The organism is Corallococcus sicarius (genome assembly GCF_003611735.1).
GTDB lineage: Bacteria > Myxococcota > Myxococcia > Myxococcales > Myxococcaceae > Corallococcus > Corallococcus sicarius.
Genome location: NZ_RAWG01000298.1, coordinates 1 through 12168, shown reverse-complemented (window position 1 = coordinate 12168; position 12168 = coordinate 1). Strand labels below are relative to the sequence as shown.

Annotated in this window: 12 protein-coding genes and 1 pseudogene; 10 read left to right on the top strand and 3 right to left on the bottom strand. The window is 71.0% G+C overall.

What is annotated here, in order from left to right; all coding sequences use genetic code 11:
- Positions 1-118 precede the first annotated feature (118 nt).
- Complete coding sequence (locus D7X12_RS32825) at positions 119-454, bottom strand: PilZ domain-containing protein (RefSeq protein WP_120629172.1); 336 nt, start codon at positions 452-454, stop codon at positions 119-121.
- 125 nt (positions 455-579) lie between these two features.
- Between D7X12_RS32825 and D7X12_RS32820 the strand changes: the two genes are divergently transcribed.
- Positions 580-1107 (top strand): GreA/GreB family elongation factor, encoded by a 528-nt coding sequence (locus D7X12_RS32820; RefSeq protein WP_120629171.1) that lies wholly within the window; start codon positions 580-582, stop codon positions 1105-1107.
- A gap of 7 nt (positions 1108-1114) precedes the next feature.
- Here D7X12_RS32820 and D7X12_RS32815 read toward each other — a convergent pair whose 3' ends face one another.
- Complete coding sequence (locus D7X12_RS32815) at positions 1115-1831, bottom strand: class I SAM-dependent methyltransferase (RefSeq protein WP_120629170.1); 717 nt, start codon at positions 1829-1831, stop codon at positions 1115-1117.
- 117 nt (positions 1832-1948) lie between these two features.
- On the opposite strand from D7X12_RS32815, the gene D7X12_RS32810 reads away from it, so the two are divergent.
- The 9 genes from D7X12_RS32810 to D7X12_RS32770 all read left to right on the top strand — a co-directional run bounded on the left by D7X12_RS32810 (position 1949) and on the right by D7X12_RS32770 (position 11718).
- Complete coding sequence (locus D7X12_RS32810; protein WP_120629169.1) at positions 1949-2431, top strand: hypothetical protein; 483 nt, start codon at positions 1949-1951, stop codon at positions 2429-2431.
- Positions 2432-2599: 168 nt separating this feature from the next.
- Positions 2600-3325 carry an SDR family oxidoreductase gene (locus D7X12_RS32805; protein WP_120629168.1) on the top strand — a complete coding sequence of 242 codons (726 nt, stop codon included), beginning with the start codon at positions 2600-2602 and terminating at the stop codon, positions 3323-3325.
- Complete coding sequence (locus D7X12_RS32800; RefSeq protein WP_120629167.1) at positions 3322-4107, top strand: dihydroneopterin aldolase; 786 nt, start codon at positions 3322-3324, stop codon at positions 4105-4107. The genes D7X12_RS32805 and D7X12_RS32800 overlap by 4 nt, the downstream gene beginning before the upstream one ends.
- A 102-nt stretch (positions 4108-4209) precedes the next feature.
- Positions 4210-4956: a queuosine precursor transporter gene (locus D7X12_RS32795; protein WP_120629166.1), complete on the top strand. Its 747-nt coding sequence runs from the start codon at positions 4210-4212 to the stop codon at positions 4954-4956.
- A gap of 35 nt (positions 4957-4991) precedes the next feature.
- Positions 4992-5441: a hypothetical protein gene (locus D7X12_RS32790; RefSeq protein WP_120629165.1), complete on the top strand. Its 450-nt coding sequence runs from the start codon at positions 4992-4994 to the stop codon at positions 5439-5441.
- 178 nt (positions 5442-5619) lie between these two features.
- Positions 5620-5895 (top strand): glutaredoxin 3, encoded by a 276-nt coding sequence (gene grxC / locus D7X12_RS32785; RefSeq protein ID WP_120629164.1) that lies wholly within the window; start codon positions 5620-5622, stop codon positions 5893-5895.
- Between the two features lie 329 nt (positions 5896-6224).
- Positions 6225-7793, top strand: coding sequence for a right-handed parallel beta-helix repeat-containing protein (locus D7X12_RS32780; RefSeq protein ID WP_120629163.1), 1569 nt, complete (start codon positions 6225-6227; stop codon positions 7791-7793).
- A gap of 54 nt (positions 7794-7847) precedes the next feature.
- Positions 7848-9806, top strand: coding sequence for a PAS domain S-box protein (locus tag D7X12_RS32775; RefSeq protein ID WP_208719428.1), 1959 nt, complete (start codon positions 7848-7850; stop codon positions 9804-9806).
- Positions 9796-11718: an ATP-binding protein gene (locus D7X12_RS32770; RefSeq protein ID WP_120629162.1), complete on the top strand. Its 1923-nt coding sequence runs from the start codon at positions 9796-9798 to the stop codon at positions 11716-11718. The genes D7X12_RS32775 and D7X12_RS32770 overlap by 11 nt, the downstream gene beginning before the upstream one ends.
- 55 nt (positions 11719-11773) lie before the next feature.
- Here the strand turns inward: D7X12_RS32770 and D7X12_RS32765 are convergent.
- Positions 11774-12168 (bottom strand): annotated as a pseudogene (locus tag D7X12_RS32765) (GspE/PulE/PilB domain-containing protein); the annotation flags it as partial.

Here is a 12168-nt window from a genome sequence, read left to right as displayed (position 1 = left end):
CATCACCACCCCCAGCACCCCGTCGGAGACGACGCTGGAGACGCCCGCGTCTCCCGGCGCCCCCAGCGAGACCGCCGTCCCGATGGCCACCGACGCGGGCGTCTGAAGTCGCCCCGTCTCAGGTGAACCAGCGCACCAGGCGCTTGCCCTGCAGGCGCCGGTACGCGACCAGCAGCCGCTGGAAGTCCTCGCCGATGGTGACGAAGCGCACGCCGTAGCGTCCCCGCGTGCGCTCCCCGGCGGAGCGGCGGACCCACATGACCTCGCCCTGGAAGGGAATCTCCTCGTCCCCCAGGAGCAGGGCCCCCTCCAGCACGTCCCCCGCCTTCATCGGCTGGAGCATGTCCGCGCAGAATCCGCTCTGGGACACGTCTCGCGTGTACACCGGCAGCATGCCGCGCAGACGGACGGCCAGGCGATGCTCGAAGCGCGGCACGGCTCGGGGAAGGTGCATGTCCTCAGTGTGACAGATTCCGTCGCCGCAATAAAATTGCGCCAATGGAAAGCGAGCAGGGGGGCGTGCCCCTCATGCAAATCCCGGGAAACGTTGAGAAATCTCCTGGGAGGAGGGAGCGGCCCATGTCCAAGGCGTTCACGAAGGAAGACGGAGGGGGCGACGAGGGGCTGACCCCCGCGCGCACCCGGTCGGCGTCGGCGGAGCAGCGCTACATCACGCCGGAGGGCCACCGTGCGCTCCAGGAGGAGTGGCTGTCGTTGCAGGGGCCGGATCCGCGCGCCGGTGACTGGCCGGAGCTGGAGGCGGGCGTGCGCAAGCGCGAACGGGAGCGCCGGGCCCGCGAGCTCTCCTCCATCCTGGAGGAGGTGCGGGTGGTGGAGCCGGATCCATCGCGTGCGGGACGCGTCTTCTTCGGCGCGTGGGTGGTGCTGGAGGACGAGGAGGGCGAGCACATGCGCTACCGCATCGTCGGGCCGGACGAGGCGGACGTGAAGGCGGGGCGCTTGAGCGTGGAGTCCCCGCTCGCACGCGCGCTGCTGGGCAAGCAGCCCGGAGAGGTCGTCCAGGTGGAGCGTCCCAGGGGGCCCGTGGAGTACGAGCTGCTCGCGGTGGAGTACGGAGAGTCCGAAGCGGCCGCGCCCGGCCCGTGAGCGGTGCTCAGCGCTTCGTGGCGATGACGGTGACGAGGCCACCGAAGGGCTCCGGCATGCCGCCCTCGCGCACCTCCACGTCGAACCCTTCCGCCTCCAGCAGGGCGCGGGCGCGGGGCACGAGGAACGTCAGGTAGTACATGACGAACGGCGGCTTCCAGAGCGCGTTGCGCACGCGCATGGCCGCGTTGAAGCCCTTCGCCACCCAGTAGCCGGGGTTCAGCGCGGACGGCGGCTGGCCGGTGACGAAGACGAAGCGCCCTCCGGGCTTCAGCGCGCGAGCGATGCCCTGCACGAGGCGCGGCTCGTCCTCCTCCAGGATGTGACCGAAGGCGCCGAAGCTGGTGACCAGGTCGAACTCCGCCGTGAAGGGCAGCGCCAGCGCGTCGCCCCGCACGAACTCCAGCGCCGCCGTGCCGGACGCGTCCCCCAACCGCCGCCGCGCTTCGTCCAGCATCCCCTGGCTCAGGTCGAACCCGACGACGCGGTCGCGACACAGCGGGCGCATGACGCGCATCGCGGCGCCGGTGCCGCAGCACACGTCCAGCGCGGCCCCCACGCTTCCGGGTGGGCCCACCTGGGCGAACGCGGCCTTGAGCAGCGGATCCGGCGTGCGGAACGGGGTGTGCTCGAACTTGGGCGCGAGCAGGTCATACCCCTGCTCGACGGAGGTGAGGGCCTGCCGGGCCAGCTCCCGGAGGGTGGGGCCATCGCGGTGGAACATGGGCCCAGATGTACCCACATCCCCCTGCTCGCGCCACCCGGAGGGCCCGACCGGCTTTGAATGTTCCGGCGGGGGGCCCGTCAGTCAGGACAAGCAACACAACGGAGGATGGAAGACATGGCTTTCAAGTTCGCGCTCTCGACCCTGGCCTTCGGTGCACTGCTGCTCGGTTCCTCCACGGCGTTCGCGGCGGATTCGCGCGGCCCGACCGAAGCGGATGCACGGTGGGGTCGCGGCAGCCGGGGTGGTTGGGAAGCGCCCCAGCAGTCCCAGGCGTTCCGCTACCACGATGACGACGAGCGGACCCGCCGCTTCATGGGCTGCCGCGGCCCGAACTGCAACGCCCGCCCGATGCCGCGCCCGGTGGATTCGCGCGGCCGCTACGAGCTGCAGACGGTGGAGCACTGGGTGCCGGCGCGCTACGAGCAGGTCTGGGTCCCCGAGCAGTGCGTCTCCCGTGGCCGCCGTGGCCGCCACGTGCGCTGCACGCCGGGCTACTACGACCAGCGCTACATCGCGGGCGGCTACCAGGCGGTGACGGAGTGGGTGTGGATCCCGTACAGCGGGCGCCGCTGGATGACGGTGGCCTACTACCCGTAATCGAAGCGCCAGGATTCGAGCAGGGGACGACGCAGCAGGGGACGACACAGCAGGGGACACGCGGGGCGGTGCCTGGAGAAGGGGTTCTCCAGGTGCCGCCCCGTGGTGTTTCGTGCGTGAAGGCGCCGGGTGCCTTTCCGGTGCGGGCCTGTTAGGCAGGGACCGCATATGGGGACCGCATTCATCACGGGCGCGGGTGTGCGCATCGGAGGCGCGGTGGCTCGCGCGCTGGGCCACGCCGGCTATGACCTGGCGCTGCACGCGAACCGCTCCGTCGGCCCGCTGGAGGCGCTGGCGGACGAGCTGCGAGCGCTGGGCCGCGACGTCACGCTGTACAGCGCGGACCTCTCCGACCCGGACGCCGTGGACGCGCTGGGCGCGAAGGTGCGGCAGGCGCATCCCGCGCTGGACGTGGTCGTCCACAACGCGGGCCTCTACGAGCGGACGGACTTCGCCGCCGTCACGCGGGCCGCGTACCGCCGGATGCAGGCGGTGAACCTGGACGCGCCCTTCTTCCTGACCCAGGCGCTCTTGCCGTCGCTGCGCGCGGGGAAGGATCCGGTGGTGGTGCACATCACCGACATCGGCGGCGAGCGGGCCGTGAGCCACTACGCGCACTACTCCGTGAGCAAGGCGGGGCTGGTGATGCTGACGCGCGCGCTGGCGGTGGAGCTGGCGCCGCACGTGCGCGTCAACGCTGTCTCCCCCGGCGTGGCGGCCTTCCCGGACGACTTCGACGAAGCGACGCGCGAAGCCCAGCGCCAGCAGATTCCGATGCGCCGCGAGGGCAGCGTGGAGGACATCGCCCGCACGGTCGTCTTCCTCGCGCGCGAGGCGCCGTATGTCACCGGGCAGGTCATCGCCGTGGATGGTGGAAGGAGTGCCCAGCTGTGAGCCATGACGCCGCGTTGATCCACCCGCTCGTCAACGACGCGCAGGGCCGTCCGCTGGATGTGATCCAGCTTCGAGGGCTCACGGCGGACTGCATCGTGGGCATCTACAACCGCGAGCGCGTCACGCCCCAGCCGCTGCGCCTGGACGTGGCCCTCTTCCTGGACACCCGGCAGGCGGCGGTGGGCGGGAAGCTGGCGAACACCGTGCACTACGGGCGGCTGGCCGGGGAGCTGCGCTTCCTCCTGGATGCGTGCCGCTTCGAGCTGCTGGAGTCCGCGGCGGAGGCGGTGTGTCGCTACCTGTTGGCGCCGCCCACGGATGCCAGCCTGCAGGCGCGGGTGCAGGCCGCCACGGTGCGCGTCACCAAGCCGGAGGCGCTGGGCGGGCTGGCCATCCCCTCGCTCCAGGTGCACCGCGCTGGGGACGCGATGGTCTACGCGACGGAAGAGACGCCCTTCGGCTGCGTGGACGTCATCCACGAGGGCGCGACCTACGGCGTGTACCGGCTGAGGGTGAAGCCCGGGGGCGTCATCCCTCCGCGCGTGGATGAGAACCGGGAGGAGAGCGAACTGGTGCTGGGCACGGGGCTGCTGCTCCAGGGCCAGCCGGTGGGGCGGGGCATGGCGTTCCACGGCTCACGTGGGCTCGCGCACCGCTACGACAACCCCACGGCGACGGAGCAGACGGTGCTGGGCGTGTATCGGCCGCGCGAAGCGGCCACGGACGTGGCGGAAAGAATGGCGCCGCCCGCGCTGGGGGCGCAGTACTACCCGGCCGAATAGGCGCGGGCCGGGCGCCCCGGGAGGGGGCGGCCAGGCGACGATGCGCCGGGGGTGTGGTTAGCTCGGGGGCGCGATGGCGCGGGCTCGCGAAGGACACGTCGGATGAACCTGGACAGGCGGATTCAGCTCTTCGTCGTACTCGCGGCGGTGTTCGTCACCTCGCTGGTGGTGGGCGACATCATCGGCGTGAAGCTGTTCGAGGTGAACCTGGGGCTGATGGCCCCGGTGATGTCGGCGGGGATGTTGCTGTTCCCGGTGACGTTCCTGCTCACGGACATCCTCAACGAGTTCTACGGCAAGAAGGTCGCGCGCTTCGTCACGTGGGTGGGCTTCTGCATGGCCGTCTTCGCGTTCGCGGCCATCACCGTGGCGGTGCGGGTCCCCTGGGCGCCGATGACGCAGGCGGCGGACTACCCGGGGACGGTGGCGCGGTCGTTCGACAACGTGTTCGCCGGCTCGCAGCGCATCTTGATGGCGTCGATGGTGGCGTACCTGGTGGGCCAGTTCGCGGACATCGCGGTCTTCAACGGGCTCAAGCGCGCGACGCACAACCGGATGCTGTGGCTGCGCGCCACGGGCTCCACGGTGGTGTCGCAGCTCATCGACACGGTGGTGGTGCAGTACATCGCGTGGACGGGGGTGCTGCCCCAGAAGGTCATCATCCAGATCATCCTCACGTCCTACGTCGTGAAGCTGCTGGTCGCGGTGGGGCTGACGCCGCTCATCTACCTGGGCCACGCCTTCGTGGAGCGAAAGCTGGGCATCGCCCCGGTGGTGCTGGGCGAGGACGGTGAGCCGGTGAACCTCGCGGCCCCCGCCTCCGAGGCGCCTCCCGCACGCGCGGCCTGAGCGGGTGTAGGCTGCGGGGAGGGGAGGGCTTCTCCATGCAGTTCACCATGTATTGTCCGCCACCGCCTTCGATGTTCGACGGCCCCCTGCTCCTGCTCATCGTCGGATGCTTCGTGGCTCCTCCCCTGGTGTGGTGGCTGCGGCGGAGTGCCCGCGACGCCCACGACGTCCTGACTTCAGGATCGTCGCCGCGTCAGGGAAGGCTGCAGGGCTTCCGAGACCTCCTGATGTGGACCTGCGTGGCGGTCGCCTTCATCGGGCCGGTGCTGCTGACCATCGACTTCGTCATCAAGCTGGACCTGGAGCTGTTCGACACAGTCAGCTCGGTGCTCGATGGCGGCCGCGACACCGGGCATGTCGAGTCCAACGCCCCCTGGTGGACGTTCACCGCGATGACGGTGCTGGGCGCCATCCTGCGCGTGGGGTGGTTGCGGAACGCATCGTCCGGCCGGGACGTGCTCCACATCGCCCACCCCACGGCCTGAACCGTCTCAGCGCGCCACGCCGCACACCCGCCACCCGGGCGATGTTTGTGATTGGGCAACGGTCCGCATCGGGCGCAGGCTCTTCCGGGCCAGAGCAGGCGGGCAGGCGAGCGGACACTGTCTCCCTGGGTGGCAGGGGCGGGGGGCCGTCCCCATCCTTCGACGCAGGAGGTCGTGAATGCCCGACGTCATCGTCTACATGAAGCCGATGTGCCCCTACTCCCGCCAGGCCATGGCCCTGCTCGAGGAGAAGGGCTGCGCGTTCCAGAAGTTCGACGTCGCCCATGATGAGCAGCGCCACGAGGAGATGAAGGAGCGCTGCGGTCGCCACACCGTGCCGCAGATCTTCATCGCGGGCCGGCATGTCGGCGGGTGCGACGACCTGTATGCGCTGGAGGAGTGTGGCGAATTGGATGCGCTGCTCGGCGGCGCCCCGTCGTCCATCGCCCCCTGACGCTTTCGCGGTTCGCGTCCGGACAGGTACTTCCGTTCAGTGGTCGTTTCCGGGGAGACGGCTGACCTTGTCGTCCCTCGGGAACGGGGGACCGGGGAGTCGTTCCTGACGGTGGATGCAGCCTGTCCTGCGCGCGGTGCCCACCTCGCGCCACATTCGCGGGTCCCTGGAGCCACGCCCAACCGCGCGGATTCACGTTCCCTGTCTGACTGGCCAGCAGCCAGGTGGCTGTGGCGTCCGTTCCCTCTCCGGAATGCACGACGCGCCTCTTCCCGTTGCCGGCCGACCCGCGAGCGCCCTCCCGCGCCGTGAACCCACGAGGAGTCCGCATGCGCTTCCGCCTGCCCCTGACGACCATCGTCTGTTCCGCCGGGCTGTTCGCGGGCCTTGTCGGCTGTACCGGCAAGGTCGAACCCGCGCCCGTCGGCGTCGCGCGCCCGGGGCCGACAAAGCCTTCACTGCCCACGGATCCACCGCCGCCCACGGATCCACCGCCTCCGGAGCCACCGCCGCCCGAGGCGCAGTACTCGCGCGTGCTCTGGGTGTCGCCCACGGGCAATGACGCCGCGGCCGGCACGCAGGCCCTGCCCCTGCGCACGGTGGCGCGCGCCCTGTCGCAGGTGAAGCCCGGGGAGGCGGTGTTCCTCATGTCCGGCACCTGGCGCGAGCGCGTGCAACTCGTGGAGAAGCAGGGCACGGCCGCGAAGCCGCTCACGCTCCGGGCCGCGCCGGGCGCCACGGCCATCCTCAAGGGCGGCTCCATTGGCGCCACGGCCCTGGTGGACGTCAGCGGCGCGTACTGGAACATCGAGGGGCTCACGGTGGACCTGGGCGGCGAGCGGACCTTCGCGGTGATGTGGCGCGGCGCGGGCGCGCACCACGGCGTGCTCAAGGGCAGCATCGTGAAGAACGGCACCGAGGGCTCGGGGGTCTACGTGACGGACCACGCGCACGACGTCCTCATCGCGGACAACGAAATCTACAACTTCGACCAGGGCGACGTGGACAGCCACGGCGTCACGGTGCAGACCTCCGCGAGCAACGTGGTGGTGCGCGGCAATGACATCCACCACAACTCCGGCGACGGCGTGCAGTGCCTGGGGCCGGAGGGTGGCGCCACGTCGCCGGGCACGCCGTTCGACAACCTGCTCGTGGAGGGCAACCAGCTCCACGACAACCGGGAGAACGGCGTGGACATCAAGACGTGCACCCACGTCACCGTGCGCGGCAACACCATCTACAACCACCGCAGCGTGTCCTCCTCCGCGGGCGAGGGCGTCATCGTCCACCTGTCCCCCTCCGACATCACGCTGGAGGACAACGTCTTCTACGCCAACGCGCGCGCCATCCAGATTGGCGGCTACCGCGAGGGCGCGCCGCCCACCCGCGTCCGCATCCGCCGCAACGTCATCCACGACGGCCTGGGCGCGTCCGAAGGCGAGGAGGGCACCGGCATCCGCGTGGACGCCTCCGTGGACGTGAAGGTGCAGCAGAACACCGTGTGGAACCTGAGCGGCGCGTGCCTCATCTTCGGGGACGGCGCGTCCGGCGGGAACCAGGGCCTGGACGTGCGCAACAACATCTTCGCCGGCTGTGGCATCGCCGCGCGCGGCGGTCCGGGCCGTGGCAACGCGGTGGTGGACGGCAACCTGTACTTCCTGGGCGGGAGCGCGGTGTCGTTCCGCCTGGACAACGCCGCGGTGGGGCTGGCGGACTGGCGCTCGAAGGCCGGCCTGGACAAGCGCTCCCAGGAGCGCGCCCCGGGCTTCGTCGACACCGGCGCGGACGACTACCACCTGGCCACCGGGTCCGCCGCGCGCGAGGCCGGCCTGTCCCTGGGCCTTCCGTTCTGTGGCGTGGCGCCGGACCAGGGCGCCTTCGAGTCAGGCTGCCCCTGACGCCAGGGGCGGTGTAGACTCCGTGCCCCCTCGCTCCGGAGTCTTCCGCCCCCCGTGCCGGCCCCGTCGGAACCCGCCTTCGGCATCGTCCTCGTCCCACCGGTCTCGGTCGCCCGCGAGCCCCTGAACGCCGCCGCCGAGCGCGCGGGGCTGCGTGTGGTGGACAACCCGGATGATGCCGCCCTGGCGTTGGTGGACCTCACCGCGCCCGGTTGCGGCCCCGCGGTGGTGGAGCTGCTCACGTCCCTCAACGGTCCGCACCTGACGCTCCTCGCGCTGGTGTCGCCGGATCCGCGCGGCTTCGCCGCCGTGGACACGCTGCGCCCCACGGACATCCTCACCCACCAGGGGCTGCCGCACGAACTCACCTGGCGCCTGCAGCGCGCCGCCGAGCGCCACCGCGAGCGCGAGGAGCAGGCCCGCAGCCAGACGGACCTGGCGCTCCTCCTGGAACTCACCGCCGACTACGCGGAGAGCTCCGACGTGGAGGCGCTCCTGCACGGCGTGACGCGCCGGCTCGCTGAACAGCTGGACATCGCGCGCGCCACGCTGGTGATGCTGGGCGGCGGCGCGGACGAGGGCATCATCGTCGCCGCCAGCGACGACCCGGGCCTCAAGGACCTGCGCATCGACCTGGCGCGCTACCCCGAAATCCGCGAGGTCGTGCGCACCGGCAAGCCGGTGGTGATGCAGGAGGCGGCCACGCACCCGCTCCTGGGAGACCTGGAGCGCCGGGCCGTCGCCGCCCGAGGCATCCACGCCATCGCCGCGCTGCCCCTGCCCATCCGGGGCGAGGTGCGGGGTGTGCTGCTCTTGCGCGCGGCCGGACGTCGGCGCGCCTTCAGCGCGCGCGAAATCGACTTCCTCACCACGGTGGCGCACGCCACCGCCGTGGCCCTGCGCAGCGCTTCGGTGCTCCAGTCGGTGCAGACGGCGCGGCTGGCGGCGGAGGAGAAGGCGGCGTCCTTCAAGCCCTACCAGCTCTTCTTCGCGCACGTGAGCGAGGGCGTGGCCATCCTCGACGACAAGGCCGGGGTGCTGTCGCTCAACCCCTCCGGCGCGCAGATGCTGGACACGCCCGCCAACGAGGCGCGCGGCAAGCACCTGCATCAAATCACCCAGCCGCTGGACGAAAACGTGCTGATGGAGCTGGTGACGTCCGCGTCGCGAGGCGAGGCGCGCTCGGGCGTGGACGTGGAGGTGCGCACGCCCGCGGGCCGGTGCCTCACGCTGTCCATGTCCGCGGCGCCGCTGCGCGACGAGGACGCGGCCACCATCCTGTCGTTCCGCGACGTCACGCACGCGCGCAAGCTGGAGGACGAGCTGCGCAACACGAAGGACTTCCTGGAGCGGCTCATCGACTCGTCGGTGGACGCCATCATCGCCGCGGACCTGAAGGGGCGCATCATCCTCTTCAACAAGGGCGCGGAGGCCATGTGCGGCTACTCCGCCGCGGAGGCCCAGGAGAAGCTCACCGTCCTGGAGCTCTACCCGCCCGGTGTCGCCCAGCGCGTGATGGCGCAGCTGCGCGGCCCGGAGCTGGGAGGGCGCGGCCGGCTGTCGCTCATCCGCGAGGAGCTGGTGCACCGCTCCGGCGAACGCGTGCCCGTCAACATGACGGCCTCCATCGTCTACGAGGGCGGCCGCGAGTCCTTCAGCGTGGGCATCTTCACCGACCTCCGGGACCGGATGCAGCTGGAGCGCAAGCTGTCGGACGTGGAGAACCGGCTGGAGGAGAGTGAGAAGAGCGCCGTCATCGTCGCGCTCGCTGGCACCGCGGCCCATGAGCTCAACCAGCCCCTCACGTCCGTGATGGGCTACGCGGAGCTGCTCAAGCGCAAGCTCAAGGAGGACGACTTCGCTTGGAGGCCGGTGGACATCATCTACCGCGAGGCCGAGCGCATGGCGGAGATCGTCCGGAAGATCGGGAAGATCACCCGCTACGAGGTGAAGTCGTACGTGGGGGCGCAGCAGATCCTCGACCTCGACAAGGCCAGCTCCCATGAAGAGTGAGGTCCGCGCCGTGCGTCCGCCCGGAACTCCGGCCCCCGACGCCTTCCAGGCCTTCTTCGACGCGCTCGACGAGCCCGCGGCCCTCTGTGACGCGGCCCTGCGCGTCGCGGCCGTGAACCCCGCGCTGCGCCGCTTCTGCGCGGACCACGGCATCACCGTGGAGTTCGTGGAGCAGGCCCTGACGGACGCGACCGCGCCCGACGACGGCCACTCCCACGAGATGGACCTGGTGCTGGACAACGGCACCTCGCTGGTGCTCACGCTGTCGCGCAAGGCGGACACCGTGGCGGTGCGTGCCCGGGTGGACACGGAGGTCATCAGCGGCCGGCTGGTGGTGGCCGAGCGCGCCCTGCTGGAGCAGGCGCGCACCGAGGGCGTGCTGCTGGACCTGGGCCGCAGCGTGGCGGAGGTGGGCGGCGAGGAGGAGCTGGTGGCCGCGGTGGCGCGCGGGGTGAAGGAGCTGTTCCCCGGCCGCTCGTTCTGCATCCGCATCGTGGACGCGCGCACCGGGGGCCTCACGTCCCTCTACGCGGAGGGGCGGCTCAAGGAGGGCGCGCACGAACCGCTGGTGCTCTTCCAGCGCTCGGTGGAGAAGACGAACCTGCCGCTGACGTCCCTGCCGCGGGGCCGGGTGAGCATCTCGGAGGAGGTGCCGCTGCTCTTCCACGGCAGCACCCGCGCGGTGAGCGCGCCCCTGGTCGCGAGCGGCCAGCTCTTCGGCGCCATCAACATGGAGTACCCGGACGGACTGGACGCGGACGTCGCGCACGACGAGCGCGTGCTGCTCCAACTGGCAAGCCAGGTCGCCGTCGCGGTGAAGAACGCGAAGCTCATCGACGAGCTCACGTTCGTGCGCAAGTACCTGGAGGAGCTGCTGGAGAAGGCCAACGCGCTCATCCTGGTGGTGAACCGGGACAAGCAGGTGGTGGTCTTCAACCAGGCGCTGAGCGCGCTCACCGGCCTGAGCAAGGACCAGGTCCTGGGCCGCGACCTGTCCTCGCTGGTGGCGGACAGCGAACACCTGCGCATGGCGCCGGTGCTGGCGGCGGCCATGCGCGGCGAGTCCGTGAACAGCTTCGAGACGCGCCTGCTCACCCGCGACGGCGGCGAGGTGCGCGTCTCCTTCGCCACCTCCTCCATGCTCACCCAGCCGGGCGAGGTGGAGGGCGTCATCGCCATTGGCCAGGACGTCACGGTGGTGAAGGAGCTGGAGAAGCGCATCATCCACGCGGAGAAGCTGGCCTCCATCGGGCAGCTCGCGGCCAGCGTGGTGCATGAAATCAACAACCCCATGACGGCGGTGGCGACGTACGCGGACGCGCTCCTGCAGCGCTCCCGGATGACGCCGGGCGCGAACCCGGCCGACCAGGAGAAGCTGCGGAAGATATTGGAGAGCAGCCACCGCATCCTGCGCTTCACCCGCGACCTGGTCAGCTACGCGCGCCCCGCGCAGGACCGGCCGGAGCAGGTGTCGCTCAACGCCGTCGTGGACATGGCGGTGGGCTTCTGCGAGCACGTCGTGTCCCAGGCGCGCGTCACCGTGCACCGCGAGTACTCGGGCGACGTGCCGCCCCTGGCCGCGGTGCGCGCCAACCTGGTGCAGGTGTTCGTCAACCTCATCACCAATGCCTGCCACGCGATGACGCCGGGTGGGCAGGTGCACCTGTCCACCGCGCAGGAGGGGCAGGAGGCCGTGGTGCGCGTGCGCGACACCGGCACCGGAATTGATCCGCGCAACCTGTCGCGCATCTTCGAGCCCTTCTTCACCACCAAGCCCGAAGGCCGGGGCACGGGCCTGGGCCTGTCCATCTGCCAGGGCATCGTGGAGAACCACGGCGGTCGCCTCACCGTGGAGAGCACCCTGGGGCAGGGCACCACCTTCACCGTGCGGCTGCCGCTGGCGCTCGACTGACTGACTGACTGAAGCGGCGGGCCCCGGAGCGTTTCCGAACTCCGGGCCCCTTGCTTCAGCCCTCGCCGCCCTCGTCGTCCAGCTCGCGCCGGAACTCCTCGTTCGTCAGCAGGCCCTTGCGCGCCATGATGCGCATCAGCGCCCAGAAGCGGCGCTCCAGCTCCTCCAGCCGGTCAGGCTCCTCGCGCGCCGCCTGGCCAAAGAGGTAGTCCAGGTCATCCAGCACCCCGCCCGCGGGGGCTGCCGGGCGCGCCTTGGGCTTCTCGCCCGCCGCACCCGCGCTGGCGCCACCCCGGCGCCGCTTGGCCTGCTCCTCGCGCTCGCGGATCAGGTCCGCCAGCGACGTGCGCTGCGTCTTCTCCGCCGCCGGCAGCTCCTCCCCGACGATGACCTCCTCGTCGTCGTCCACCGTCGCCGGACGCGCGGGGGGCGGAGCGGGCCTGGCGGGGG